The sequence below is a fragment of the Rhodococcus sp. APC 3903 genome, from assembly GCF_030407755.1.
Taxonomy (GTDB): Bacteria; Actinomycetota; Actinomycetes; order Mycobacteriales; family Mycobacteriaceae; genus Rhodococcus_F; species Rhodococcus_F erythropolis.
The window spans coordinates 1-26,894 of sequence record NZ_JASDCV010000042.1 but is presented as its reverse complement, the minus strand read 5'-3'; the positions used below and the strand labels follow the sequence as shown (position 1 = coordinate 26,894).

Below are 26,894 nucleotides of genomic sequence, written 5' to 3'. Positions count from 1 at the left end.
ACGTGAATGGCTGCCGAAATATGAACTGAAACAACGACGGGCGGTTTCGACGAGGTGTTTCTCGTTCGAAGTGTCTGTAGCCCTGCGCCCTTCTATGTGCCGTGCTGTCAGTACTGGCTAGATCGCTCCACCAGGACTCGCTGACGTCGCTGAACTCTGCTGGCGCTGCTTATTGCGGCAGCATCTGTTGCGACGCTCGTGCGGTGTCCAGTGTGCGACTTTGATGTTGCTTGGGGAAAACCGGCAAACTGTTCGGATGGAAACTCTGGATTCGAGCTCGGAGGACCGGTCAGAGGAGTCCGCGTCGCCACCCGCACCGCCGCGTCGCCTGAAGAATTTCGGTTTAACGGCCGCTCTCTCGGTAACTGGTACAGCTCTTGTGGCGGTGAGCTTCTTCGCGTTACTTTCCGGTGATGCGGGGGTTGCTCAGCCTGTCGCGACCATTCTCGGTGGTGCTGGTGTGTTCGGTGCCGGTGTTCTGACGTTCAGAGCTGCGCACAACAGCCGGCTGAGCGCGGAGAAAATAGCCACCGAGACACTCGCGCATGCCGAACGGGTTGCTGTCGCGGAGAAGGAGCGGGGTGAGCAGCAACTCGCGCAACAACGGGCACAAGCTGACGCGGATCTGCAAGAACAGACGCGGACGGCTCTGCGAACTCACGAGCGGGAAGTGATCCGGGATCTCCGATCTCGATACACCGCCACTGCCGCTCAGCTTGCTCACAAGTCCGCCGCGATCCGGCTTGCTGGTGTTTACGCCCTTGCCTCTCTTGCTGACGATTGGCAGCAGCAGAACGAACCGGACGAGTCACAAGTGTGCATCGACCTTCTGCGCGCCTACCTGCGGACACCCAACACATTGACACCGCCGCTCCTCGCCGCAGAATTGCCCGACACCGGAGAGCTAGAAGTGCGGAAAACGATCCTGCTTACCCTTCATCGACGTCGCCATGCAACCGAACCGGGACCGAAGAGTTGGAGAAATTTCTACTGCACCGTGACGGGCGCCGACCTCACCAATCTGCGTCTGGGATCGGCAGATCTGTCCGGTGCGAACCTCTCTGGCGCAGATTTGTCGGATGCCACCCTGCGCACCGCGAATCTACGCGGCACGATTCTGTCCGGCACGATTCTGTCCGGCGTAAACCTGGGCGGGGCAGATCTGCGCGATGCGAATCTACGTGGCGCGGACCTGACCAACGCGATGCTGCACGGCGCCATTCTGCGCGATGTGAATCTGCGTGAAGCGGATCTATCCCATGCACTTCTGGATAGCGCTAGCCTGAATGGCACGAATTTGACTGATGCGAATCTGTCTGGCGCAAATTTGACTGATGCGACTCTGTTCTGCACGATTTTGTCCGGGACGAATCTGACTGGTGTAGACCTGTCTGGCGCAGATCTGATGGGGCTGGTCTATGACGACACGACCATATGGCCAGCCGGTTTCGATCCGCCTCTTTCTGGCCACTGACAGGCTCCCACCAGGTATTTCGCCTCCCATGGGTCGGTGACTGCAGTGCGGATGCGTGCAATCTTGTGGGTGGTGCTGACTTTTGACGCAAGAACCAGTTCCTTCTGCGCCGTGTCTGCGCCGTCGAGAACAACGAGATTGAGGTGACCCCAATCCTTCTCGGGCACCGACGAAATGCGGAAGACAAGCTAGTCGGTTACCTTCGACACCGCATCGGAGTGCACCGACCGATCTCAAGGTGCTCCGGGACGTATCCGAGGAAGACATCAAGAACTGGTTCGCCACCATCATCAAAGCACCGGGCCGGCCCAAGGACTGGGACGGCGACCAGATCGATCGAATCGCGCAAATCGCTGTCGATTCTGCTTGTCGTCCAGCACTGCGATTCGGCGACCGCACCTGTACGCAACATGCTGCACGCGTACGCACCCCAACCCGGAAATCTTCGTCGTTACATGGTAATCGACAGTTACCACACCATCCGAATCCTGCGGCGTTGTGGGCACGTCCAATTCACGGCTGCCTGTTTCGGTGCCCGGCCAGAGGGGCACTTCGAACACGTTCGTCGGCGAGCCGTTAAATGTCGATGGGGGACGAGCCGTCCGATGTTTCTCGGGGCTGCTAAGGGATCGATCTTGCCGAGTTCATCGCCAAGTGTGTCGGCTGTGACGTTGGGTTCGTGCGAGTTTCGAAGGTTCATCAAGGACTGTGCTGGTGCTGACCACTTTGGACAGGCCGCTGCCCGACATCTACCGTGATAGTCCTTGTGTACTAGACGCTCTCATCGATCCGACGGCATCGACGTCGATATGAGGGCTCTTCGATCTTGTCCGGGCAATCAGCATGAATTCTGAGTTGCGCCCCGCTGACCGCGGGTGCAGTGAAATCGGACCTTGCGAGGTTCCCGGTTCCTGAAACCATAGGACATGCGCTTGACCGTCTTCACGAGCCGGCTCGAACCTCGGTGCGTGCATTGGCAATCCCGGTGGTCACGAAACGCGTTGATCTCGGGTCACCACGCATCGACCGTCGTGGCCAGGGTGAGCAGTTCGGGGATGCTCGAGTTGATATACCAGCTCAAGAAATTGTGCAGCCGGTGCCGCGTGAGGTGCGGGTCCGCGCCGACCCGTACGGTCGCGACCAGCATCCGCAGTTCTTCCTTCGCGATGAAGGCAGACAAAATCTGATCGCTCACGTGTTCGTCGACGATCGCGTTCCACATCTTGCCGAACCGCTTGTCCGGCAGACGCTCCCGTCCGGTTAGTAAACCGGCGCGGGTTCGCGCACTCTGGATCGAGCTTGCCGCCGCGGCGGTCCTTGAGTTCCCGAGTGGCTCGTCGGCGGACCTTCGTCACGGCCGCGTTGGCCAACTGAACGAAATGGAAATGATCAACCACCAGCGTAGCGTTCGGCAACAATCCCTCCGTGCGAACCGCGGCCGCGTATAGAGTCGCACTGAAATCATCTGTGACGTAGTCGATCACCTCATCAAAGCCCAGCTTACGAAGAAGATCGTGCTTGCCCGCACTGGCAGTGCTGGCAACCCATGCGCCACACGCCTTTGCGATCTGGACAGCAAGGTGCCCGACTCCGCCGGCGGCGGCATGGACAAGTGCGCGCTGGCCCGGTTGGACGTGGGCGGTGTTGACGAGGGTTTGCCAGGCGTTCAAGAATGCGAGCGGGAGTACTGCGGCGGTCTTGTGGTCAAGGTTGAGTGGCTTCAAGGCAAAGTGACGCGCGGGCGCTGCGATGAACTCGGCGTATGCGCTGGCAGGGTGAGGAAAGCGTGGCATCCGAACACCCCGTCACCTGGCGAGAAGAGGGTCACTCCCGGTCATGTCTCTTCGACGATCTCGGAGACATCGAAACCCAACACAAATGGGGGGATGGCGTCGGTCGCGAATTGCCTGCGAGCCCGGGTCTTCCAGTCCTGGCTGACCCAGCAGCCTTCGAACGCGCCCGACGACTGCTCGAGAGTATGGATTTGCCGATCGACAGGGTCGCTGAGGAGGCCGGATTTGGCTCCGCGGGTTCACCCCGGCAGCACCTACTCATTGCCGCTGGGGTGTCGCCGCACGCCTATCGACGAACATTCCACACGGCGGTCGTCGCATCACCTGGTTAGTCCGCGGTTGGATTCTTGCTTGGAGAAGACGAAAATCTGGGAGTTCGACGCTGGTTGCCCGCTCAAAGTTGAAGAGCCCCGAAGGTGGTCGGGTCGCCGAAACAAAGTTGGGGTGCTGTGAGAGTTTGGGGGCTGCGACCGTTTCAACCGTGGTTGTTGATGACTCCCGGACGATCATCGATTTAGCGGGTGCTAAGTTTCCTCTTGCAGGGAACACCGGTGTGAATCCGGGGCTGTCCCGCAACTGTCACCGAGTAACAAACCTTCAATGCAATGGCCACGACCTCCCTGGGTTGGAAGGCCGAAGGCGAGTGTTGATCCGGAAGCCAGGACACCTGCACCCCAACAGGTTCACGTCACGAGGATGAATAATGCGAGCGCTCACTCGCCGCGATCGGCTCACCGCCGAGCGGCTACCCAGTCATACCCCCCACCAGGCACCGAACGCACGCGGGTTGGGGCGCAAGATCGTCACCACCGCGATCCTGGTCTCCGCGCTTGTCATCGGCGGATGTTCGTCGAATGGCGCCCCCGGTTCCACGGGATCTTCCTCGCAGGCCAGTGCTCTGCGCGCCGACGGAGACGGCATTCTCACGATCTACAACTCATACAAGATCGCGGGGCTGGATCCGGCGGGGACAGGAACCAACTGGCTCTTCGACTGGGGTGTCGCAGAGAACCTGCTCCAGGTCACCGACATCGGCGAGATCAAGCCTTGGCTCGCTGAAGACGTTTCGCGTGACGGTGACACCCGATGGGTGGTTTCCTTGCGCGACGGTGTGACGTTCCAGAACGGAAATCCAGTAGATGCTCAGGCGGTTGCGGCCGCACTAACCAGGCAGATCAGTAAGTCCACCGCCGCGCAGGTCTACCTCGATCCGGCTACGACGGTCACCGCCGAAGGCGGCAAGGTCGTGCTCACCACGCCGGAGCCTAACGCCATGGTTCCGGCGGCGCTGGCCGCTCGCGACAATTCGCTCCAGATCTACGACGTTTCCGTCATGGACGCGACCGGCGGCGATTCCACCAAAATCGTCGGCGCTGGCGCATACTCCGGCCCCTATTCGATTACCGAGTGGAGCCCCGAGAATCTCGTTCTGGCACCGTTCGCGAAGCACTGGGAAGGGACCCCGCCGCTGCAAGGCGTGCACGTGAAGGTTGTCGCGGACGAGCAGGCTCGACTGGCCGGCGTCCAGAGCGGCGAAGCCGACATGGCGTTCTACCCATCCACTGCAGCGAAGTTGGAACTGCAGTCGAACCCGGACATTAGTGTGTTGTCCTCGAAGTTGGCGTTGCAGTCCCTGCTGGTCGAGATGAACCTCAAGTCGGGGATCTTCACCGACACCGACGTCCGGAAGGCTTTCACTTCGGCGATCGATTTCCAGGGTATCGCAGATGGTGTAGGCAACGGTCAGTTCGAAGCTGCTACCGGGTTGTATCCCGCGGCGATGGAATTCGCAGTCGACAATCAGCAGTCCGATCTCCCGGCGGCGAAAGCGCTCCTCGAGGGGGCGGGTTGGGTTCCCGGCGCCGGCGGCATCCGAGAGAAGAACGGTCAAAAGCTGGTCGTACGATTCGTCACCCAAGCTCAAGGGCCCGAGACCAACGACGTCGCTATCGCTATGAAGGATCAGGTGTCCAAGGCGGGCTTCGATCTGCAGATCGACAATGCCGAGGACTCCGCAGCGGTGAAGAAGAACCCTGAGGGCTGGGAGGCATCCGTGGCACTGAGTGGTTCGCTCTCTGGCACAGCTGATCCGATTCAGCCTTACCTGGTGCGTTGGACGACGGGCGGCTCCTCCAACGCGCAGGGCATAGCGAATCCCGTCATCGACGAGATCGGCGCGAAACTGCGTACCGAGTTCGACGAGCAGACCCGCAACAACCTCCTCGAACAGGCGCAGGGCATTCTCGTCGAGGATCAGGCGTATGTCGTGGCCGGCACCTACAAGTACTTCACCGTTGTGACCGGACCCGAGTGGGCCGACTACCAGGTGTCGAGTGTGCGTCGGCACATCACTAGCACTACCGGACAGTAGCGACGGCCCCTTCGATGCGAGTTCTCGTACTCGTACGGCGCCGGGCGTCGGAAGCATTGATCACCTTGTTGGGCGCAAGTGTTCTGATCTGGTGTCTTCTTCCGCTCGCTCCTGGAGACCCTGCGCGAATGATCCTTGTCGCGCAGGGTATTCCGGAGCCTAATCCGGCTCAACTGGCGGAACTGAGTGAGCGCCTTCACCTGGACTCTCCTTTGTTCTCGCAGTATCTGCATTGGTTGTGGAATTGCCTCCGCGGCGATTTCGGGTATTCGTTCGCCTCCGGTCGATCTGTTGGCAACGAGTTTCTCTCGCGGTTACCGGCAAGTTTGCGGCTTGCGTTGGTGGCGTTGGTGATTGCGGTGGTTTTGGCTGTGGTCCTCGGAGTCGTCGGCGCATACTGCCGGGGCCGGTGGCCTGATTACGCCGCGCAGGGCTTCGCGTTGCTCTCGGCATCCATTCCCGGTTTCGTGGTGGCTTTGCTGTTGATTCAGGTGTTCGTCATCGGTCTCGGGTATGGCAAGGCCGTCCTCGACGGTCAGTGGAGCCAGACATGGATGCCGGCGCTGTGTCTCGCACTCGGGTTGTCGGATGCCTGGTCGCGTCTGTTGCGGGCAAATCTGATCGAGTTCATGGACACCCCGGCAGCACACGTTCTGCGGGCCCGGGGAGCGAGGCCGTGGCGAATCTTGTGGCGTAACGGATTACCCAACAGCACCGTCCCGTTGTTGCATGCCTTCGCTGTCGGGGTTGCGATGCTGATCGGCGGGGCCACCGTCATCGAAACGGTCTTCACCTGGCCGGGTCTGGGCTCGTTCGTCGTCGACGCGGTTCGCACGCGGGATCTGCCGGTCGTCCAGGCCTTCACGATCTTTGCCACTCTCACCTATGTCATCGTCAGCGTCCTTGCCGATGTCATGACGACCGTGATCGACAAGCGGATAGCGGTGAACGTATGAGAAGCAGCCTGAAGTTGCGGACGCCGAGACCTGTTCGCGAAAAAGGTAAGCGGGCTCTCCGTGATGTGCCGCGGCCGGTACAGGCCGGGGCGGCACTGCTCGCGTTGGTCGCTGTCGTCGCGCTGTTCGGACCTCTGCTGGCGCAATTCCCGCCGAACGAACCCCACTACTCGGACAAGTTGCTAGCGCCCGACAGCGTCTATTGGTTCGGCACCGACCAGTACGGCCGTGACCAATTCGCTCGAACGGTCAACGGTCTACGACTGTCTCTGGTGTCCGCGATTCTTGTCCTGCTCGGATCCACCACCGTGAGCGTGTTGGTCGGTATCGCCGCTGGCTTGTCCGGCGGTGCCCTGGACACAATCGCCTCTCGGCTGATCGACATCGTGTTAGCCATCCCCAGCCTGGTACTCGCGCTCGCCATAGTCGGATTGTTGGGCCCTGGATACGGGAATTTGCTACTTGCGCTTGTGATTTCCAGTTGGGCAACCGATGCGCGGATCGCACGGGCCCTGACCATGGAAGCACGAACTTTCCCCTTCGTGATGGCCGCCCGCATTTCCGGTTCGAGCACAACAGCAATCGGCGTCCGGCACATCCTTCCCGCCGTCCTGCCGCAGATCGCGATCATCTCGACCCTGCGATTAGGTGGCATCGTTGTCGCCCTCGCAGGATTGTCCTTCCTCGGATTGGGTGTACAGATGCCCACGGCCGAACTCGGCGCCATGCTGGGCGACGGTCGCCGCTTCCTCACCGCGGCACCGTGGCTATTGATAGCCCCCTCCATCGCCATATTGCTGATCGCCACCGGCGCCAATCTGCTCGCCGAAGGGCTGCAACAGAAAAGTAAAGGTTCACGCTGATGTCCCGAACCGAATCTGTCATCGAAATCCGCGGCCTCACCGTCTCCTACCGCGGCGGAGTCAACGTCGTGGACAACGTGAACCTGACGGTGCGAGGGGGAGAGGTAGTGGCGATCGTGGGCCCCAGTGGCAGCGGGAAGACCACGATTCTCGAAGCACTCCTCGGGACACTGCCCACAGCTGCAGAAGTCAGCGGCGAAATACTGGTCAACGACCAAGACATGACGACGATGACCGAAGCACAGTGCCGGGCGGTGCGCGGTGAAGTCCTCGGCTACGTCAGCCAAGACCCCTTCGGCGCCGTCGACAACCTGATGACGGTGGGCACCAACATCGCCCAATCATGGAAAACGAAACAACGCAAAGTGACCCACGGCCAGATTGCGTCAAAACTCGATCAAGTTTCCCTCTCGCCCGGCGATACACGCCGCCGCGAATACCCGTTCAGTTGGTCCGGTGGCATGCTCCAACGCGCCTCGATCGTCGCTGCCGGCGCACTCGATCCAGCAGTCGTGCTCGCAGACGAACCGACATCCGCGCTCGATTCGATCAACGCACATGGCGTGATGGGCATACTGACAGGCACCGGCCGCGCTTTACTTGTCGTGAGCCACGATGTCGATTTGGTCTGTGGCTACGCCGACCGCGTATATCGGATGGCGCATGGACGCATCGTCTCGGTCGACGACAGTGCGACCGCACTACGTGCGTACCGCGATCGAACAGCACCTCGGCCACAGCGTCCGGTCGCGCACACCCCAGGAACCACACCACTGCTTCAAGCCCGATCACTGACCAAGAACTACGGTGCGGGACGGGGCCTGGCCCCCCTCGACTTCGATGTGCACAGTGGTCAGATCCTCGGAATCAGCGGATCCTCGGGTACCGGCAAAAGCACTCTGCTGCGATTGCTCGCCGGGGAGGAAACACCGACAAACGGAAAACTACTGTGGGACGACGTCGATCACAGATCCCGGCCAGGCACAGTCGCCATGGTCTTCCAGAATTCGCGGGGCAGCCTTAATCCGCGGTGGCCGCTGCATCGCATCGTCACCGAACCATTGCGCCCACGTCTGCGAGTGCGTTTGAGCAAGACCGAGTCCATCGACCGGACACGCCATGCGCTCGAGCGGGTGGGGTTAGGTCACATCGATCCATCTCGCCGCGCGACTCAACTTTCGGGCGGTCAGGCGCAACGTGTAGCCATCGCACGTGCGCTGGTCGGCGACACGCGATTGTTGTTGGCTGACGAACCCACAGCAGCTCTTGACGACGAAAGCGCCGAGATTGTCATGACGTTGATGCGCAGCCTCACCGAAGACGGACTGGCCATCGTGGTGGTCTCCCACGATGATCGCATCCTGGAAAACTACGCCGACACTGTGATCTCCACCGACCCTGCACCTGCCGGTAGCGTCGCCCCCTACTGTCAGACAAGTGTGGTGGTGTGAACGCTATTCCACGGTGCGATGACTTCTTCGGAGAAGATTCGTAGACTTTCGCCGATCGCTGTATAGCTCGGACTGGCCGGTTGCACGTTGCACAACACGTCGGTCGCATGAGGAATCACTAAATCTTCCGAAAGCGCTTCCCGCACTTGTAGTCCGGTGCCGATGTAAGAGTGCCCTGTGGACACGTAGTCGTGTGCTGTGAAATCGACCGGGAATCGCCCTGCGGCATAGGCCTTCTCCAACGATCGTTCGATGCCCGGCCGTAGGTGCGTGAATGCGTCACTTGCGCTGGCTGCGCACAGTATTGACCGTGATACTCCCACTCGCGGTGCCCCAGCTCCTTGATAGTGGTGGCGATACTGCGCTGACCTGTCGGCGGCTATCTCGTCACGGGGGCCGAGCGGGGAAGACGAACGGCCGGTGAGAACGCCGAGTCCAAGTTCAGCAGCAAGTGCGAAACCGGACTCCGAGGCGGTGCCGATCCAGAGTCTCGCGCGCAAGTCCGGTGCTGAGGGAACAACATCGCTATCAGCGGTCAAAGCGCCGCAAAGAAGGTCGAGATTGCCCCGGAAGAGTTCGTGTCGGCGGGAATGGTCGACGCCGAAGCGGCGTGCAGTCACCTCATCAGAACCCGCACCGAGCCCGAGTTCGAGACGCCCCCCGCTGAGCGCGTCGACCATCACGGCGTCCTCTGCCAACCGAAGCGGATGTTCCGTCGATCCGACGACCACCGCAGTGCCGAGTCGAATCCGGCTGGTGTGTTGAGCGATGGCGGACAAAAGAACGAGGGGTGACGGACAATGCGCCTGTTGGGTACCGAAATGGTGCTGCGCGACCCAGAAGGAGTCGAAACCGAGTTCCTCGGCCAGAATTGCCAATTCGATATTCTGTTGCAGTACCACCACCGAAGGATCGTGCCCGACGATATGTGAGATGAATCCGAACCGCATGCACAAACCTCCGCCGAACCGATACTTCCGAGTTCGACTTTATCCTGTGAAGTTAACCGACTTAACGCCGTTTCTGCGGATTTAGCGTACTCGAGTATCGGCGATCTCGTCTGGCACGATCTCAATGGCAACGGAATTCAAGACTCGGGCGAGACCGGTATCTCGGATGCCCCATCATGCTCTCCAGCAACGATTCAAACGGGAACGCTGTCGTCTTGTCTACGACCACCGACGCAGACGGAAGATGCCGGTTCGACGGGTTACGTTCGGAAACATACACAATATACTTTCAATCCGTCCCGATTGGGGGGCGGGGGAGAGCTTCACGGGAGCACGTGCCGGCAGCGATGACATGCTTGATTCCGGACGGAGATTCGGTCACGCGAAAGACGGATCCGATTTTGTTAGGCATCGATAGCCAAGACTTCGGATGGGACCGGGGTGTCGTCACTGAAACGACTACTGTGCCGCCGACTACCTCAGTGCTGATCGTGGTACCGCCGATCTTCCCGAAGCCGTCGGACGATCTCGTGGAACGAGAGGGGAATCGGTAGCGAGCCATCCGCAGGTGGAAGGATCTCCCTCGGAAACCGGAACCCTTGGGGTCTCGACGACTACACCGGTTCACTCCAAAGCAGTCGATATCTACAACTTGACAGCCCCGTTAGCGCGCCCCGTCAGTGTTGTGCCCAAGTTTCAGAACTCCTCACGACTGCAGTGAAGCACTCAATTCTTTCTTTTCGTCGGAGAGGGGGGATGAACCATCGGTACGAGAGAAACAGCGAAAATCACAGTGAGCACACATCGCCGTGCCGACGAAGACTGCGACCGCACGGTCAGCACCACGAGGCGGGCCGCTGCTGCGAGTGACGAGCAGACAGTGGAGGAGACTGCCGCACCGCCCTCGTCGGAGCGTTCTCTCGAAAGTGTTGGGGCGCGCACCCCTGCAGCTATAGGCAGCGACTCCGACGACGGTGATGATTTTCTGACTCCGGGACACGTCGCCGCGTTGTTCCACGTCACCCCGAAAACCGTCGGCCGCTGGGCTGCAGAAGGTAAAATTGGATACATTACGACTGTCGGCGGGCACCGCCGTTATTTCCGTGCCGACATCCATGCTCTCCTTCGCGCACTGAGCGACCCAAAAACCGACTGAGCCCAAGCTGAAGCCCCGAGCCTGACACTGCTGAAGGTCGTCGAGAGGAGGATCTTGATGGATTTCGTTGTTCGGGCGGTCTCGGCTCTGCCGAAAGTGACCGGTTCGGTGGTGGAGTCGAATAACTGGCGACTTCACGAAGGGTATCCGGCGGTCGACTGGTCGTTGGTTGCTCGCCTGAGCGTGCTGGTAGTCGGGGCGCGGGCCACCAACTGGGATCTCGACGACTGGGTGCGGTGCGGCGACGAGAGCGGTCTCTTCGGCCCCGATTCTCGTCTGTGGGAGGAGTTCTTCACACAGCCGCTGACTATTGGGAGCGAAGACTATCGCGGCCATCGTCAGCGCCCCCCGCGACCGCAACTCAAAGCTGTGGTGACCGGCATGGCCACCCACGGCATCAGCATCTCGACGCCGTACCTGTCACAACTGCGAACCGGCATGCGGGGCAGCCCTTCCGAAGAAGTGATAGGGGCACTGGCAAACTACTTCGGTGTCTCTCCCGGATACTTCTTTTCGATCCCGTGGGACGGCGCTCGCGAAACCGTGCACGGCGAGGACGGGAAAGTCGTCGCTGGCCTTGAGGATCCAGACCTGCTGAAGCTGTTGTCGACTTGGAACGGCCTCTCGTCCAGGGCCTTGGATTCGCTGGCCGATGTAGCCACGAAGTTGAGAGCTGCAGAAGCGAGATACGTCATCCCGGTGGATTCGTCAGCGTATGTGCGTCTGGCCGAGTCTCGTTGGCGAAATCGTTAGCTCACCATGTTTCGTTCGTGACCTGTGGCTCAGAGCGGTGCCATTTTCGTTCCGCGCGGCCGCCAAGGCAAGTACCAGATCAGGGTTGGAACCGATCGGCGGTTGATCCAGTGCTCACCGGTGGATTCAATACAGAAGAATTTCCAGAGTGTTGACGACGGTTGAAAACCAGTCCAGAAACGACGGTCCAAAACTAGGCTACCTAACCAAGATTGAATGGGTGATCTTCATGGAAGACTGGGCATTGCGCGTGACACTGTCACCAACGCCCTGACCAGCGAGAGTTCACCGAAATATCAGCGACCATCAGTCGACTCCGCGATCAGCGCCTTGGAACCGAAGATCAGGGCGTTGCTCACACAGCACCTGACGATGCCGGCCACAGTGATCGCCGAACGCATCGGATGGGGCGGATCGATCAGCTGGCTACGCGCCGGTGCCACCGTTTACCGCCGCATACTCGCAAATCGGTCTGCCTCGCGACTACTACGTTCGGGTCTACGGAAACGACTACTCGGTAGACCCCTGGGCGATCGGACACCTGGTCGAGGTCGCTGCGGATCTGCGCCAGGTGGCGGTCACTCGTGAAGGACGAGTACTGGCCTAGCACGAACGGCGATGGTCACGGGGCCTGACCGTCACCGATCCACTGCACCTGAAATCAGCCGCCAGGCTGCGAGAACAATTCCAACAGCCGATGCCGGCTGCCGCCGGCGAGGACCGGTTGATGCGGGACCTGGGCGACTACGACCGAGCATTCGGAGTTGAATTCCCTTGTACTGCATCATGTAATGATGATTGGGTGCCGTGTTGGGTGCTGTGGATCCACTCAAGGACATCGAGCACTACGCCCAGGTAATGAAAGCGCCGCGCATACGGGAATCGGCAGCACGGCTAGCCGAGCAGGCCCGCAGCGACGGATGGAGCCACGAGGACTACCTTGCCGCCGTGCTGTCGCGAGAAGTCACGGCGAGGGAATCGTCCGGCACTCAGAACCGGATCCGATTGGCCGGATTTCCGACACCAAAATCGCTGGGGAAGTTCAACTTCGACTATCAACCGTCACTCAGTCGAGAAATGGTGGCATATCCGGGAACTGGAGTCTTCTCGACGCAGGCACGCAATGTGGTGCTTCTGGGGCCGTCGGGCACCGGCAAAACGCATCTGGCGATCGGGTTGGGAATCAAAGCGGCTCAGTCCGGGCATCGGGTTGCATTTGCGATGGCGGTTGATTGGGTGGCCAGACTCAAAGCCGCGCACGCCGGAGGAAAGCTACCAGCAGAGTTGGCGCGACTACGGCAAATAGGGTTGATTCTCGTCGACGAAGTCGGCTACATCCCGTTCGAACAGGATGCCGCGAACCTGTTTTTCCAGTTGGTGCCGAGTCGCTACGAGCATGCCTCACTGATTCTGACATCGAATCTGCCGTTCGGCCGATGGGGTGACGTGTTCGGCGATCAGGCGGTCGACGCCGCGATGATCGACCGAATCGTCCATCACGCAGAGGTTTTGACATTGAAAGGGGCGAGTTACCGACTCAGAAACACCGGAATCGATACGTTGACGTCCGTGAGAGCGGGCAACGCGGCATAATGAATACATCGGCGTGGTCTTGTTTCCGCCCGTCGGGAATGGACTAGGTTTCGACCGTCGTTCACATCATGAGACACCAATCGCCAGATAGGCTACGACCAGATTGGAAACCTTCTGTGGCTGAGGTGGGTTGGCAACTCCTACGCATATGCGGGAGGGCCGGGGCCCCAGCGCTGAAACTTTGGTCTTGTGGCACGAAGTAGGTGCCTACCACCTGTCCCGGACATCCACCTCTTTCGCTGGTGCGGGTGTCCGGGTCCGGCATCGTGGCGTTTCCTGGTGCCGTCACCGCTTTGGCCGGGATCGAGAACTTGCTGATGAAAGCCGGCTGGCTCACCGTTGTAGGGTTTGGTCCGAAAATTGCTCTGAGGCAATGGATGTGAGCATTCTTTGCGCGTCCTGGTGGCGGTAGCGGCGGTGTCCGCCTGCGGTTTGGGTGAATTGTATTTTGCCGTGGTGCGCCCATTTGGCCAGTGTTTCGGTGTCGATATCGAACGCTTCCGAAACTTGTCGAGGTGTCATCCGGATTGTCTCGTTGCGGGTGGGGTGTTCGTTGGTGTTGTTGGATGAATCGCTTGTTTTACGAGTCGAGTGCACCGTTCCGCAGCGTTTTGTACGTGGGGCTTCCACTTGCGCAGGGCGAGTCGTGTGGCATTGGTTCCGTACAGGCGATGGGGATGATCGTGATCTTGTCCCTTACGTGTTGCTGACCCTTGGTCGTGGCCATGTTTTTGGCCGGGGGCAGTGAGTTCATCGGGTAGATGCTGTCTGCTCCGGAACCCGTCAGGAAGGCGAATGTCGTTCCTGTTGAGAGGATCTCGCGAGTTCCTGTATTTCGCTGTTGTGGTATCGGTGGTGTCCGCCGGGGGTTCTGGTGTAGCTAATTTTTCCCGCCTGTGCCCATCGGCGAACGGTGGTCGGGTCGACATGAAAGATCGAAGCGACCTGACGTGGAGTCAACAGGGCATCGCTGCTATCGGAGTGTTCATTGCGGTGATGTGCGTGGTTCATGTTCTCGATACGGTGTGGGTTTCTCCGGAGGGGATAGTGCTGCCGGACTGGTGGTTTGCGGATTCTTGTGCAGTTTCAAGGGATCTGGGTGCTCTGTGCTCGCTTTGCTGCGAGCACAGAGCGAAGGCAGGGGCCGGTCAGGTCAGGAGAGGCTGCCGAACAGGTTTCCGAGTGATCCGGTTCCGGTTTCGGGGTCGGCGTCCTTCTTGGCGAAGTTGGTGGTGCAGCCGTTGAACTTCACAGCGTCGACGAAGATGGTCGAAGCGGAGGTGCCAGTGCCTTTGCTGACGCCGTAGTGCTCGACCTTCGCGCCGGGATTGGCTGCGATGATGGTGTCGAGCGAGGTGAGAACGCCCTTGGGTGCGCCGCCGATGGTGCGGGTGCTCTTCCAGAGTCCGTACTGGATGTTTGTGTGCTCGACCGCGGCAGTGGTGGCGGGCGCGCCGTTCTGGCTCGGCACCCACACCAGGGTGGTGAATCCGCCGTCGGCCGGGTTCGTGGTGCCGGTCAAACGCAACTGGAATGAAGCGCTGGTGGTCTCGGTGCGTTCGGAGAACCCGATCTCCTTCGCTGCGGCATCGGAGAGTGCGATGCCGCCAGCGGAGTGATAGGACACGGAGCGATCCGAGACGTCGGTGACTTCGAGCTTGAGGGAGCCGTCGGTGTCGAAAACACTCTCCGCTGAGTAGGAAGCGGTTTGGTCCTTCTCGTCGGCGAACGGGATGCCCCACCCGTTCGCGGTGGTTTCGGTGGACGTAACAGAGCAGGTGAAGCCTGTCTCCGGGTCTGCGGAGCCGAGCGAACCGGTTGGTGCAGCGTTGGCGAAAGCGGGCGCGATCAGCGCGGCCGCGCCGAGAAATGCCGCGACGGCTCCGGTTCGACGAGTGTTTTTGGGCATATTTTGTTCGCCTTTCTGGGTCGGGATTTACAACCGAAAGATAACATGAGTGACGCATTTGTCTGTGCGGCCGAAAAGGAAATTATTCTTCTATTGGAAACTCCATTTTTTGCGGTATCGATCCATTCTCGATTTCTCGAAATATACGTCTCATCTGGACTCTTGTGATCTGCATCCGTCCCCTGTTGCCGCAGCAGATCGGCGGGGGGCGTGACAATCCGGCAAATGCATGGAACTGCGAGTATCAGACAAGGGTGTATCGGTCACCCGTCGGCGAGGTGGGTTTCGCCCGCAGATTTGGTTCGTAATGCGTTGCCTGTAAATGGAATCGGCAAATGTGGCGCACAGGGCTGGGCGTGTGAACATGCGAAGAGCGTTGCCGGTTTGGATGGCCGGGTGATCTTGCGGGTGAAAAACTGAGCACTAGAGCAGTTGTCGAGGGATGGCGGCACCCTTTCATACGATTTGTGATGTCGCCTCGTCGCAAACCGGTGAAGATGCTGAACGCAGAGATCGGGAGTTCCCGGACTGTTTGACCAGGGTACTTTCTCAATTCTCTGGGATAGCTGGGAATGGATCCCCGGCTGAGAATTGTCATTTGCCGGAACCGGCGAATTTTCTGCTGTCGACGCACGCGTGGTGCAATTGTTTCCGATACCGAAATTCACACTAAATGACCGCGTGGATAATGGCTTTCTTGCCGATACACTTGAAATGAGCGAGTTGATTGCCCAAGGCATTTCTCCGTTGGATGCGCCTGCGGGGTCATCGGGTGCCGGTAACGGATTGCGGAGGAATGACCCTCTTGAAAATGGAGTTCGAGTAGTGGATTCGTGGTTGTGAGGGTGTCGGGCATGTGGGCTTTTCCGAGGCAAGCGGCGCTCGAGGTTTTGGATCGGGATCTGCGGCTCGTTCTGATCGAGGCTCCTGCGGGGTACGGCAAGAACTGGTTGGTACGAACGTGGATGCAGTCCGGTTCCGCCCGGGCGAGCCGGGCAGTGGTGGTGCCTGAGCCTGCTGCAGCAATCACGCGTGCCCGCTACTGGCAGGGCGTGATCGAGTTGGTGGCATCTCTCGGACGGGTGTTGTCGCCGCATCGCGAAGACCTGTCGTTCGAGGATACGGTCACGGCGCTCAGCCACACTGCGGTTCCCTGCGTCCTGGTGTTGAAACGTCCCGATCTGGTTGAGGGTTTCAGCGAGTCCGTCGAGTTCGTATTGGAGCAGTGTCCTCGAATCGATGTGATCGTCACCTCGGCTGGTTCTACTTCGAGTATCTGCCCGGACTTGCTCGATGTCCCGAACGCACGGATCGGAGCAGGGGACCTTCTACTTTCAGCTGAAGACACCGACAAATTGCTGCGCGCCGGTGCGTTGGATGTGCAACCAGGAGATGTTGCACGGATCCTGGAAGCATCCCTGGGGATGGCAGCGTTGACACGCGCAGGTTGCGCGGTCGTCGGGGCTCTGCCCCGATCCTCTGCGCGAGCACAACGATTCGGCGAGCTTCTACATGCGGCTATCGACAAGTACGTGGAGAACATGATGTTCGCACAGACTTCGTTCGCGGGGCTTCGAATGTTCGTGGAAAAAGTGGCGGTCGCGACAACCTTCACGGGCGATTCGGCGCAATCGATAACCGGCGAGGTACGTGCCCGAGAATATCTCGCAGAACTCGAGCGCAACGGGGCCATCGCACGCATCCGGTCCGAGCCGATCCCTACTTGGCAGTTTCCGCCGGCAGTGCGGGGGGCGATTCTCTTGCACCGCAGACGTCGTGGTGATGACATCGAGGCGAAGTGGGTGTCTATGGCACGCCGCGCCCTCGGCGAGAATGATCCAGTTTCTGCGGTGCAGTACGGCGTGGACGCTCGCGAATGGCCACTGGTGATCGAGATCGTGGAGCGCCACTGGATGTCGATGATCGCCGATCATGTAGTCACGCTGCGGGCGGTGCTGATGGCGATCCCGGAGGGATGTACCAGTGGGCATGTCGCGGTTCGAGCGGGCCGAAATTTGTTCACCCGCAACGGCGGTGAAGTATCGGACATGGTTGATGTAGTACCTCACGAACCGGACGAACTTCAATCGCTCGGGCACAGCGAACGGGCAGCTGACGCGTTGAGCGTGGGGTGCGTGCAATCGATCATGTTGAGGGTCTCAGGGGAGTATTCCGCTGCTGCCGACCTCGTTGGTCGACTTTCACGCGTGGGCCGCTACGCACTCGAGGCGCGTCCGGAGATGGTCGCTGACTTTCTGCCGCTGATGCGACTGCAATGGGGTATCACCTATCAGTTGGCCGGTATGTTTGCCGAGTCTTCTGTCGAGTTCACGTTGGCGTATCGCAGTACCGAATCAGACTCCAGCAGTTTCATCGCCCGCAATGCGGCAGGAGGCAACGCGTTGAACTGGGCGCTGCGAGGCGAAACAAGCCGCGCGGAGGAATGGCTCACTCTTGAAGCGAGCTACCCGGACCCGCCAGGTTGGCTCGAACCGATGGTCAAGGTCAGCGGCCTCACCGCCCGGGTTCTCACGGCGCTCGACCAGGGCGACAACGAGGATTCGAGGCGTATCCTCGAGCAGCTCGGTGAACCGAGAGAGAAAGAAGAACTCTGGGCATTCATGCTCTACGCGCGTACGCGGCATGCTCTTGCCGTGGGGAACCCGGTGCCCACCCTGACAGCTCTACGACGGACCCGAGCCTCTCGTGAACGCAAGCTCCGCAACGGAGCCGTCGCTGCAACGTTGCTTGCGTCGGCGGAAATCGATTTGATGATCGCCAAAGGCGACGCCAACCAAGCTGATGCCGTTGCCGCAAAAATCGAGAATCCGGCCGCCTCCCTGTGGACCTTGGTCTCGGTGACACGACTGCACGCGGTAACCGGACGGGACAAATCTGCACTGGAGCTCTCTCGCCGCGTCGACGAGGCCGAGGCCTTGCAGTTTCCCCGCGCCTATCTCGAACTATTGCTTGTCGAAGCACAATTGAACTTGCGCAGACAAGATCCGGCACGAGCTCGCAGACTTTGGCGCAGAGCATGTTCCATCGCAGACCAGACAGGAAACAGCAGTTCGTTCGCCACCGTCGACGAACACGTACTCCGCGCACTTCAAGAGACACAGAACTTCGACTCCACGGCCCTGTCAACCTACTCGAGAGCCCCGCACGTACCGGTGTACCCGGACGGATTGGCTCTGGTCCGACTGACCGACCGCGAACACACTGTTCTGATCTTGCTGGCTACGGGTTTGGCGAACGCCCAGATCGCGGAAAAACTGTTCGTCTCTGCGAATACAGTCAAGACCCAGATCCGCAGTCTCTACACCAAGATAGGCGGACACAATCGCGAAGACCTCGTCGCTGATGCCCGCGCACTCAACCTCATCTGACCGGCCGTGCAAATACTCTGCACGCCGGCCAATCGCAAACAGATACCGATACCGATATGGAACACCTGCGGAGACATTAACTGTATGAATATCTACACGAAGATCGTGCTGTCGACGGCCCTTGCCGCGCTGGTATTGCCGCAGGCCGGATGTTCCCTGAACACTCCGCCACCCGCAGAACACACAATCACCATCGAACACAGCAAGGGCTCCACCGCTCTCGAGGCAGTGCCACAGCGGATAGTGGCGCTGTCGACTTCATGGGCGGACACGGTCCTCGCCTTCGGACATCGACCTGTCGGGATCGGCGTGATCACCGGAATCACCACTACCGGTGGGCACTACCCGTGGCAAGGTCGCTACGAGGCGGCCACAGTGAAACTGTCGCTCCTCGGTGCCCCCGCATATGAGGACATCGCTGCCCTCGAACCGGACTTGATCCTTGCGGACTATTCCGCGCGTGACGACGGTGTCTACGACCGGCTCACCTCCATCGCTCCGACTGTCGCCCCTCTGGCGGCAAGCGGATACGTCGATCCGTGGCGGAAACAAGTCGAAACCGCGGGAGCCTTTCTCGGCGAACAGGTCCGAGCATCGGAACTGATCGCGAACACCGATACGGCACTCACGGCGTTAGCCGATGAGCACGCGCACTTGTCAGGGAAGACCTTCGCCATTGCCACCGCAACCCAAGCCGGCATGGTCGGTATTGTCGCTTCCAACAGCGACCCCGCCGTCGAACTCTTCACCGAGATAGGAATGAGGTTGCCAGAGCAGGTGATCGATCTCGCCGGCCCGGCCCCTCGATTGATCGTCTCCCTGGAAAACGCCCTCCCCGCATTGCACGCCGATCTGATCTTGCTGCGCGACTCTACCGAGATGCTACCCAACAGAATCCCTGGCTGGGAGGAACTTCCGGCCGTGCGAACCGGCGCGGTTCTCTTCCTCGACGGGCCCTTGACTGCGGCCTTGAGTGATCCCAGCGTATTGAGCATCGACTATCTCTTCTCCCATTTGGAGTCGAAGCTGACCGCAATACCCTGAAACGAGTTGTGTCATTGGACCAACTCAGATCTATCACAGGTAAGTCGGCGACGATCGCCCCTTACCCCGCCAAAGCGGAGTGCAACCGTGGGCCGTGCATGGTCAAGATACTTCCCATAAATCCACACTGCACCAGTGTCCCGGGAAATCAACCGCCGGATCACCCCACTCGTGAACCGTAGCCGGAATAGGAACCGACTGTGTGCAAGGAAAAATTCTCATTCATGATCAATTATTCTCAGTGACTTCCCCCGGACATTGCCACATCCTCCTCCAGCCGAAAAAGATTGGATCTTCGATGATTACTGCTGATTACCGTGCAGAAGAACACCCCACCTTCGGTATCGAACGGAAAGGATACTCGAAAACCGCAGTCGACAGATACGTCCGAGAAGTCACGGAGCGACTCACTTCTCAATCATCGAAGATCGAAGAACTCGAACCTCGCCTGTCCGACGCCGAGCGAACGCTCCAGTCCACCGCCGTTCAACTGAATCAGGTCACAGCCGAACGGGACCGACTCTCTCGTCGCTCCGATGACCAACACACCCGGCTCCAATCGGCGCAATGGGAGATCACCAGACTGACCCGCGAGCTCAACGAGATGATCTCCGCCCCCAACTCGAACACTGCCATCGGAAACCGAATCGAGCGGATGCTCACTCTGGCAGGCGAAGAAGCCACTCACATACACCACCGAGCAGAGTCCGCCGCAGAGGAGATCATCGCGGCCGCCACGGCGAAAGCGGAGAAACTGACCGCCGAACTCGAAGAACGGCGAGCGCTGATGGAAATCAAACAACAGCACACGGAAAACGAGTACGCCGAACTGATGCGGTCAGCACGAGCGGACGCCGCACGAATCTCCTCCGAATCTATCGCCGACCGCGATGCCGCCGACATCGAGGCAAACGCACGACGCGCCCATCTGGAAGAAACACTGAACACAGCCCTCGCCGTTCGGCGTACCGAAGCAGAAGCTGCGATCAAAGCGCAGGAATCCGCCGTCGCGAACGACATCGAACAACGACTGCACGCCGCCGAATCCGAAGCGCATCGACTTCTCCGCGAGGCAGAAACAGAGACAGCGCAATTGTGGACGCGCACGCGAATGGAGTGCGCACAACTCGGCGATCTCCGAGACGACGCACTCAATCACCTTGTCGAGATCAGAGAGCACCTCGACCAACTCCCTCAACTCATCGCTTGGGCCGACACCCGACGACACCTCGAGAGTTCCCTGCACCCGAGCGGCGAGCAGAAGCAAACAGCGGCCGGCGCACTCGATGTCGCGTGATACAGCGTCAAGGCTGAGGTGAACCGGCATGGGCGCACACAGCCGACCTGAAGATCTCGAAACCGAACCCGTGACGGACTACGACGAGACCCGACTGCCGCACAGGTCTTCGGCGCGCTACACGTCGACGAAAATGTTTCGGGAAATCGAGGGAATCCATGTCGAGAGAATCCAGCATCACCCCGCTGACATCGAATTCGATCACCAAGAATTCGCTCACGTACGAAGAGAACTGGCTTATCTGCGTACCACTGTCGCTGCGACACGTTCGGAGACCGGCTTCGAAGACGACCTCGTATACGTGCGTGATGACCTGGTTCGGCTGCGCGGGCTACTCGAAGAAGACCAAGCGCGTGTGGCAATTCTCCTGACACGAGGGGAGGAACTCTGCCGCCAACTCCTCGATCTACTCGCCACGCTGCAACACACCACAAGATCTATGAACGCACAAAGAATCGAACGGTAATTATGGATATAATATATGAAAACTTATTCATATTGATGATACTTCTATTCGAGGAAAGTAGCTAAATGCCCTTTTCGGTAAAGTTCACCCCTGGCGTGAATCTGGAATGACTCGACCAACACACTTGCCTTTCTCGCGATGGCTGAGGGCCCATTTTGCAGAACAAGACGACCGGATCTTGCCAAAGCACTGAAAATTTCACCCAGCGAACTGACACGTTGGATATCATCTACCCGATCAAAACCATGTGCGCGATCAGCAGTCTTATCGACTTGCCGATGCATGAGATCCTGATCGAGGCAGGATTCATCTCACGGAGCGCGATAGATGTGATCACTTCGATCATTTCACGACAGCCGAACTTCGCCGAGAGCTGCAAACGCGAGAATTGGTGCTCTTTCACCATTCGCCGTCGGATCGGTAGGTCACGCATCAACCGATGCGGAGACGGACGATGCCGGCTCGCGGTGCTCCCAACAACTCGTCGACACTGTTCGCGTGCCGGAGGCGGCAGATCCGGTCCCGCTCGATGCGTTTCTCGATCGCCACACCTCGGCGGAAGAGCTGGTGGAGACGACAAAGACCCGGCAGAACACCTCGACACGAGACGACATCTGTAAGGCTGACGCGGTTCTTCGGTCCGCGGAGGTGTTGCGTGAACACGGCGTGCTCACCCTCGACGATGCGCGCCGGCTACTTACCGACACAGTCCGACCCGGCGCGGCCGAATCCGCGTTGCGGAAGTTCCCGGTGAGGGCGGTGCGGGTGTGTGCCGCGGCTATTTATGGATGCCGATCGGACACCAGGACACGGTCAAGCGCGATCGGATGGTGTTGCGGTGGCTCGCTCGCCACGGAGCGGAAACAACACCGGATTCCGCGCGTCCGCTCCTTCGTCACATCGCTCAGGTGCTGAGCGAGGAAACAGGGCGGGGCATCACTGCGTGGGAGGTCGACCATGCCATCTGGCAGGCAGCCCGTTCCGGTCGATGACGTTTTGGTAGTTGCCTGCGAGTATGACCGCCGTACGGTACGTATTGATTTGCACGTACCGTACGGCGCGGCCTTACAGGTTGGGCGTGCGGTTCGCCGGCATCTATGAATCGGGTGTTTCTTCCCTCCTGTCAGCCGGTTGTTACGCGTCCTTGCATGCGGTCAAGAAGGTGAGCATTCCGGTCAAGATGAATGCAGCGGTGGCAGTACCGAACGCGACAATCAGCACCGCGGCAAGCGCGGCAACAGTGCCTAGGTTTCTGTCAACTTAACTGAACACAACTGGGAATTAACAGAATTCGACCGCACTGGGACGGATTCTATTGATGGGAAGCCGGTTCAGGCGGCGGCGGGTCCGCCGGTGACGTTGTTTCACATGGTGCATCGGTCGGCCATTTCGGAGCGGTAATCGCTCGCGGCGAGCTTGTGTCGGCCGGGCCGGCGGTGCGGCGAGATCGCGCTGAACACCGCCAGGAACCGTTGTGCTGCAACGGGTGAACGGAAGAACTTCATGGCCCGTTCACGCTAACTGGTGTGTGGTGCGAGTTTTCGGCGCGATTGTTCAGGTACTTCGAGCGCCGGTGTTCGACCGAAGTTCGGCTGCGGCGGTGACAAATAGGTAGCGTTCAGCTGCGGCGTAGTCGGTGATCGGTGTGCCGTCGGGCCCGGGGGTTTGGGTGATCAGATCGAGGTATCGGCGGCGATAGAGGTATGCGTCGGGCTGGGTCAAAAGGTACTCCGCGGCGGCGACGACGTCCGGGCTCGGTGCAGCTCGCATGAGTCGGGTATGCGCCGGCTGGTACTCGGTTCTGGTGTGCTGGGCCGGTCCGATGGCTGTGTAGCGCCAGTCGTTGCGATCGTCATTTCGGGCAGTGCTATTCATATGATGGCCTTGGTGTGAATGAGCTCGACGTTGCCGTTGTAGTAGCCGAGGACACGGTGATCCATGATCCGCCGCCACAGTGGTGGTACGGCAGCGCAGACGATCATCACCGCGTATCCGGCAGGGAGTTGCGGAGCGGTTGGAGCGCTGCGCAGAGATTGGTAGCGCAGACGCGGATTCGCGTGATGGTCACTGTGTCGTTGTAATTGGTACAGGAACAAATTGGACACGAGATGATCACTGTTCCAACTGTCTTCGGGCCGGGCTTTGACAAAGCTGCCGTCTTGTCTTCGCGCACGGAGCAATCCGTAGTGTTCGAGGTAGTTTGCGGCCTCGATACGGTCATTGCTCTCCAACGGTTCGTGCGGACTTTCGAAGTGGTGTGCTGCGGCGTCTCAGGCGGTTAGGCCAGGTCGGCGAATGCGATGATGTTGTCGTTGTAACTGCGTGCGGTTTCGTCGAAGGATCCACCGCACGTGATGATCCGGAGTCCAGGGTGGTCGATGTCGCCATATACGACCTCGGTGGGAAAGTCCTCTTTGGGGAAGTGTTCGACACTGGTAGCGGTGAACACTGCGCGACTTCCGTCTTCGCGGGTGACGATGATGTCGGCTCCTGTTTCGAGATTCCGCAGATCGAAGAAGACCCCGTCGGTGCCTTGCCAGTCGACGTGGCCGGCGATGATTGCCGGTCCGACCTCACCGGGGGCGGGAGCGCCGGTGTACCACCCTGCGTCCTTCCCATCCGGTGGGACCTCGAGTGCTCCATCGGTATCGAGTCCGAGATCGATGATGTCGGTATCGACGCCGATGGACGGGATTTCGAGTCGAGCGGGGCGGTGGTCAGCAGTTACCGGTGCCCTTTCGGGCAGTGCAGAGTCAGTGGCGCGCGGCGCGGATGTGGTGTCTTGTCGAAGCGACGAGTGTGGTTGTGAATTTCCGCTGTCGGATTGTCCACCGGCGCATCCGACCACCGTTACGAGTACTGAAACAGTGAGGGCGAGAGCCGTGATGGCTCGGCGAGATCGCGGAGCCATCACGGAGTTCTTGTCTTTCATCTATCGACTTGTCCGACGGATGACGAGGGCCGATATAGCCACGACGCCGAAGGTGGCGACCAGCAAGGCTGTCCACGCTCCACCCGACTGGCCGGAACGTTGGGATTGTGTGCTTCCGTCACCGGTGTCGACCGACCCTCGTGGTACCTGCTGCACCTGAGGGGCTCGAACATTCGGGGATTCCGGGACTATCGGTTGAGTGGTCGGGGCACCCGTTCGAGAAGCTGACGTCGTCGGCACCTGAGACGGGACGGTTACCGTCCCGGGCACGGTGGGAGGTATTACCGGCAGTGTTGGGAGACCGGGAATCTCGGGTATGGACGGAATGTTTCGGCTGGTCGTGATGATCGGCGGTACGCCCGCAGTGGTTGTAGTCGTGCCGTTCGGCCCTGGTGTGGTGGTCGTCGCTCCCACCGGTGTACCAGTCGTGGTTGTAGTCACCTCCGGCGGGACGACCGTCGTGGTTGTAGTCACCACCGGCGGGACCACAGTCGTGGTGGTAGTTATCGCGGTGTCAGGCGGGACGGTCGTCGTCGTAGTGGTCGGGGTCGTAGTCGTGACAGGAGGCGCACAGGTCGGGATCGTAACGGTGTTCGTATCCAGAGTGACCGCGCCATTGATCGCCAACAGTCGACCCTCGACGGTTGCCTCGGTTGTGGCAGTAATGTCTGTCAGCGCCAAGAGGTTTCCTCGGAAGACGGAGTTGGTGCCGAGGGTGGCGGAACTTCCAACCTGCCAGAAAACATTGCATGCCTGCGTTCCGTTGATCAGTGCGACGGTGCTCGAAGACGATGTGATCAGCGTTGATCCCGCTTGGAAGACGAAGACTGCATCGGGGTCACCTTGCGCGTCGAGGGTGACGGTTCCCGACAGCGCGATCGACGAACCGGAGTTGTAGACACCCGAAACCAGTGTCCGACCGGTCAAGTCGGCTCCGGTCGGTTGTGTGGGTCCCTGACCGGCGAGAGTGTTGTACGCAGTCAACACATCGGGCTTCGCTCCCTGCGATACCGCGTCGCCGCCATGGTTGGTGCCGGTAATCGTCAGATCCGATACACCGGTGATGGTAGGCGTCGGATATGTGCCGATGTCGCCGCCGAGCGTCGTCGGCCCAGTGTTGGTGATTCCTGCTCCGGCAAGGACTGCAAAGGGCTCAGCGGTACCGAGTCCGACGGCAGTCGCTTCGGCGCCCGCAGTGCCGGCCGGCAGGACGAGAATGCCGACTGAGAATACGGAAATCGTTGCAATGCCGGAAAATTGAAAGAACCGCGAGCGTCGTGTTGCGGTGGGTGCTGTCATGTTCTGTTCATCTTCGATCCTTTGAAGAAGGGACTCATGCGACGAAAGTGAGTCCGTACGTTCCGCGCCGGCTTCGGCGCCAGGGACGTATCGATGAGCGCCCAATGAATCCGGACATTCCGGCTATACGATGTGTGTATACGTTGTATAGGTAGGGCGTCCCCGAACAGTAAACCAGCCGTGCGGTTCCGTCAATGCGTAGGCATACGATGTATGTTCTGTGAATGACCGGACACTCGCGAGATCGCAATGATGGTTTGGTTCCAGTCGCGGACCGCGAGGAACCTCTCACCAGGGCGCTCGTGCTTTCGACGGCATTGGCGATCATCGACGAGGAAGGCGCCGAAGGCCTTTCCATGCGGCGGCTGGGGAAAGCGCTCGATAGAAATCCGATGACCCTCTACAGATATGCGGCAAACAAGGCGGCGCTGTTGGACGGGGTCGTAGAGACCGTGCTCGAACAACTGGCCGTCGATCCGTCCGATCGCGACTGGAGAGGGCAACTGCACGCGGTTGCCTACGGGTATCGCCGACTCGCACTCGAGCACCCTAACGTGGTTCCTTTGCTGGTCACTCGGCCGTTGTCGACGCCGCTCGGATTGCGTCCCCCGGGAACGCTGCGCTACCTCGAGGCGATACTCGAACTGCTGATACGCGCCGGTTTCACCTCTGAAGACGCATTGCACATCTACCGGGCGGTGTTCGGTTTCCTCAATGGGCACATTCTCAACGAGCTTCAGGAAATAGTCGAAAATCCGGAGGAGACCGACGATCTCCTGCGACTCGGCCTGCATCGGCTTCCGCTTGCCGAGTTCCCCAGACTGCGATCGATGGCTACGATCATGGCTCACTACGACGGGCAAGACGAACTCGAGCGCGGTCTGGCAATTCTTCTGGAGGGCCTGGCGACAGCTTCCCCGCCCTCGAGTGCAGAAGACTGACCATTCCCGGCCGTAGCAGTCGGAAGGTTCTGTCTGTAAACGCTTTGAGGTTTGTCTACAGGTGGGGCTTTTCGGGCCGTTGAATATTCTTGCCCATGTATGGGGCCGGTTTGTCCTTCGCCGAAAATCGCATCGGCTGGTTCGCCAGCCCGGTGTGACGCATCCTTGTGGCGATTGCATGTACGTGCCAAGTCGACGCTGCATTCATGAATGGCTCCGATGCATGGCCGGGCGGGCGAATTCTGAGGTCGCTGAAG

Annotated in this window: 26 protein-coding genes, 3 pseudogenes and 1 riboswitch; of the genes and pseudogenes, 17 read left to right on the top strand and 12 right to left on the bottom strand. The window is 59.7% G+C overall.

Annotation, left to right across the window (positions count from 1 at the left end):
* The first annotated feature begins 256 nt into the window (after positions 1-256).
* Positions 257-1,474: a pentapeptide repeat-containing protein gene (locus QMA15_RS30910; RefSeq protein ID WP_290288551.1), complete on the top strand. Its 1,218-nt coding sequence runs from the start codon at positions 257-259 to the stop codon at positions 1,472-1,474.
* 1,012 nt (positions 1,475-2,486) lie between these two features.
* On the opposite strand, the gene QMA15_RS30905 is transcribed toward QMA15_RS30910, so the two are convergent.
* Together QMA15_RS30905 and QMA15_RS30900 are read right to left on the bottom strand one after the other, a co-directional pair.
* Positions 2,487-2,696: a hypothetical protein gene (locus QMA15_RS30905; protein ID WP_290288557.1), complete on the bottom strand. Its 210-nt coding sequence runs from the start codon at positions 2,694-2,696 to the stop codon at positions 2,487-2,489.
* A gap of 142 nt (positions 2,697-2,838) precedes the next feature.
* A pseudogene (locus tag QMA15_RS30900) lies at positions 2,839-3,267 on the bottom strand (zinc-binding dehydrogenase); the annotation flags it as partial.
* Between the two features lie 161 nt (positions 3,268-3,428).
* On the opposite strand from QMA15_RS30900, the pseudogene QMA15_RS30895 reads away from it, so the two are divergent.
* The 5 genes and pseudogenes from QMA15_RS30895 to QMA15_RS30875 form a co-directional block, all read left to right on the top strand.
* Positions 3,429-3,599: pseudogene (locus tag QMA15_RS30895) on the top strand (AraC family transcriptional regulator); the annotation flags it as partial.
* A 172-nt stretch (positions 3,600-3,771) separates the two neighbouring features.
* Positions 3,772-3,957, top strand: a riboswitch (cobalamin riboswitch).
* A 13-nt stretch (positions 3,958-3,970) separates the two neighbouring features.
* Positions 3,971-5,638 carry an ABC transporter substrate-binding protein gene (locus QMA15_RS30890; RefSeq protein WP_290288549.1) on the top strand — a complete coding sequence of 556 codons (1,668 nt, stop codon included), beginning with the start codon at positions 3,971-3,973 and terminating at the stop codon, positions 5,636-5,638.
* Between the two features lie 14 nt (positions 5,639-5,652).
* Entirely contained in the window at positions 5,653-6,594 is a 942-nt protein-coding gene (locus QMA15_RS30885; RefSeq protein ID WP_290288547.1) for an ABC transporter permease, read from the top strand.
* Positions 6,591-7,457 carry an ABC transporter permease gene (locus QMA15_RS30880; protein WP_290288544.1) on the top strand — a complete coding sequence of 289 codons (867 nt, stop codon included), beginning with the start codon at positions 6,591-6,593 and terminating at the stop codon, positions 7,455-7,457. The genes QMA15_RS30885 and QMA15_RS30880 overlap by 4 nt, the downstream gene beginning before the upstream one ends.
* Positions 7,457-8,908 carry an ATP-binding cassette domain-containing protein gene (locus tag QMA15_RS30875; protein ID WP_290288541.1) on the top strand — a complete coding sequence of 484 codons (1,452 nt, stop codon included), beginning with the start codon at positions 7,457-7,459 and terminating at the stop codon, positions 8,906-8,908. Before QMA15_RS30880 ends, QMA15_RS30875 begins: the two co-directional genes overlap by 1 nt.
* Here QMA15_RS30875 and QMA15_RS30870 read toward each other — a convergent pair.
* A complete protein-coding gene (locus tag QMA15_RS30870; protein ID WP_290288539.1) occupies positions 8,887-9,858 on the bottom strand; it encodes an LLM class flavin-dependent oxidoreductase in 972 nt (323 codons plus the stop codon). The two genes, QMA15_RS30875 and QMA15_RS30870, sit on opposite strands and share 22 nt — an antisense overlap.
* 21 nt (positions 9,859-9,879) lie before the next feature.
* Between QMA15_RS30870 and QMA15_RS32910 the strand changes: the two genes are divergently transcribed.
* The 5 genes from QMA15_RS32910 (at position 9,880) to istB (ending at position 13,360) form a co-directional block, all read left to right on the top strand.
* The gene (locus tag QMA15_RS32910; RefSeq protein ID WP_356702945.1) at positions 9,880-10,209 is read left to right on the top strand and encodes an SdrD B-like domain-containing protein; all 330 of its coding nucleotides are present in this window, start codon (positions 9,880-9,882) and stop codon (positions 10,207-10,209) included.
* A gap of 601 nt (positions 10,210-10,810) precedes the next feature.
* A complete protein-coding gene (locus QMA15_RS30865; protein ID WP_290288554.1) occupies positions 10,811-11,014 on the top strand; it encodes a BldC family transcriptional regulator in 204 nt (67 codons plus the stop codon).
* A 57-nt stretch (positions 11,015-11,071) separates the two neighbouring features.
* On the top strand, positions 11,072-11,767 hold the full coding sequence (locus QMA15_RS30860; RefSeq protein ID WP_290288536.1) for a helix-turn-helix transcriptional regulator: 696 nt from the start codon (positions 11,072-11,074) through the stop codon (positions 11,765-11,767).
* A gap of 436 nt (positions 11,768-12,203) precedes the next feature.
* Positions 12,204-12,374 (top strand): hypothetical protein, encoded by a 171-nt coding sequence (locus tag QMA15_RS30855; RefSeq protein WP_290288533.1) that lies wholly within the window; start codon positions 12,204-12,206, stop codon positions 12,372-12,374.
* Positions 12,375-12,574: 200 nt separating this feature from the next.
* The gene (gene istB, locus QMA15_RS30850) at positions 12,575-13,360 is read left to right on the top strand and encodes an IS21-like element helper ATPase IstB (protein WP_290288531.1); all 786 of its coding nucleotides are present in this window, start codon (positions 12,575-12,577) and stop codon (positions 13,358-13,360) included.
* 333 nt (positions 13,361-13,693) lie between these two features.
* On the opposite strand, the gene QMA15_RS32905 is transcribed toward istB, so the two are convergent.
* From QMA15_RS32905 to QMA15_RS30840, 3 genes are all read right to left on the bottom strand, one after another.
* A complete protein-coding gene (locus QMA15_RS32905) occupies positions 13,694-13,882 on the bottom strand; it encodes a MerR family transcriptional regulator (protein WP_356702942.1) in 189 nt (62 codons plus the stop codon).
* Between the two features lie 261 nt (positions 13,883-14,143).
* Positions 14,144-14,371, bottom strand: coding sequence for a BldC family transcriptional regulator (locus tag QMA15_RS30845; RefSeq protein WP_290288528.1), 228 nt, complete (start codon positions 14,369-14,371; stop codon positions 14,144-14,146).
* Between the two features lie 142 nt (positions 14,372-14,513).
* Positions 14,514-15,269 carry a hypothetical protein gene (locus QMA15_RS30840; RefSeq protein WP_290288526.1) on the bottom strand — a complete coding sequence of 252 codons (756 nt, stop codon included), beginning with the start codon at positions 15,267-15,269 and terminating at the stop codon, positions 14,514-14,516.
* A gap of 854 nt (positions 15,270-16,123) precedes the next feature.
* Between QMA15_RS30840 and QMA15_RS30835 the strand changes: the two genes are divergently transcribed.
* The 5 genes from QMA15_RS30835 to QMA15_RS30815 all read left to right on the top strand — a co-directional run bounded on the left by QMA15_RS30835 (position 16,124) and on the right by QMA15_RS30815 (position 22,457).
* A complete protein-coding gene (locus QMA15_RS30835; protein WP_290288523.1) occupies positions 16,124-18,658 on the top strand; it encodes a LuxR C-terminal-related transcriptional regulator in 2,535 nt (844 codons plus the stop codon).
* A gap of 84 nt (positions 18,659-18,742) precedes the next feature.
* The gene (locus QMA15_RS30830; RefSeq protein ID WP_290288520.1) at positions 18,743-19,702 is read left to right on the top strand and encodes an ABC transporter substrate-binding protein; all 960 of its coding nucleotides are present in this window, start codon (positions 18,743-18,745) and stop codon (positions 19,700-19,702) included.
* A gap of 298 nt (positions 19,703-20,000) precedes the next feature.
* Positions 20,001-20,999: a hypothetical protein gene (locus QMA15_RS30825; RefSeq protein ID WP_290288517.1), complete on the top strand. Its 999-nt coding sequence runs from the start codon at positions 20,001-20,003 to the stop codon at positions 20,997-20,999.
* Positions 21,000-21,027: 28 nt separating this feature from the next.
* Positions 21,028-21,465, top strand: a complete 438-nt coding sequence (locus QMA15_RS30820) for a hypothetical protein (protein ID WP_290288514.1) — start codon at positions 21,028-21,030, stop codon at positions 21,463-21,465.
* Positions 21,466-22,253: 788 nt separating this feature from the next.
* The gene (locus tag QMA15_RS30815) at positions 22,254-22,457 is read left to right on the top strand and encodes a hypothetical protein (protein WP_290288512.1); all 204 of its coding nucleotides are present in this window, start codon (positions 22,254-22,256) and stop codon (positions 22,455-22,457) included.
* Positions 22,458-22,829: 372 nt separating this feature from the next.
* Here QMA15_RS30815 and QMA15_RS32900 read toward each other — a convergent pair whose 3' ends face one another.
* From QMA15_RS32900 to QMA15_RS30790, 5 genes and pseudogenes are all read right to left on the bottom strand, one after another.
* Entirely contained in the window at positions 22,830-22,970 is a 141-nt protein-coding gene (locus tag QMA15_RS32900; protein ID WP_356702929.1) for a hypothetical protein, read from the bottom strand.
* 49 nt (positions 22,971-23,019) lie between these two features.
* The gene (locus tag QMA15_RS30805; RefSeq protein WP_290288511.1) at positions 23,020-23,340 is read right to left on the bottom strand and encodes a hypothetical protein; all 321 of its coding nucleotides are present in this window, start codon (positions 23,338-23,340) and stop codon (positions 23,020-23,022) included.
* Positions 23,337-23,678, bottom strand: a pseudogene (locus tag QMA15_RS30800) (fatty acid desaturase); the annotation flags it as partial. The pseudogene QMA15_RS30800 and the gene QMA15_RS30805, both read right to left, overlap by 4 nt.
* A gap of 65 nt (positions 23,679-23,743) precedes the next feature.
* Positions 23,744-24,397, bottom strand: coding sequence for a class F sortase (locus QMA15_RS30795; RefSeq protein WP_019747500.1), 654 nt, complete (start codon positions 24,395-24,397; stop codon positions 23,744-23,746).
* Complete coding sequence (locus tag QMA15_RS30790) at positions 24,398-25,696, bottom strand: ice-binding family protein (protein WP_290288506.1); 1,299 nt, start codon at positions 25,694-25,696, stop codon at positions 24,398-24,400.
* A gap of 224 nt (positions 25,697-25,920) precedes the next feature.
* Between QMA15_RS30790 and QMA15_RS30785 the strand changes: the two genes are divergently transcribed.
* On the top strand, positions 25,921-26,637 hold the full coding sequence (locus tag QMA15_RS30785; RefSeq protein ID WP_290288503.1) for a TetR/AcrR family transcriptional regulator C-terminal domain-containing protein: 717 nt from the start codon (positions 25,921-25,923) through the stop codon (positions 26,635-26,637).
* Between the two features lie 55 nt (positions 26,638-26,692).
* On the opposite strand, the gene QMA15_RS30780 is transcribed toward QMA15_RS30785, so the two are convergent.
* Positions 26,693-26,894 (bottom strand): hypothetical protein (locus QMA15_RS30780; RefSeq protein WP_290288500.1); only part of this gene is annotated, 202 nt, incomplete at its 5' end.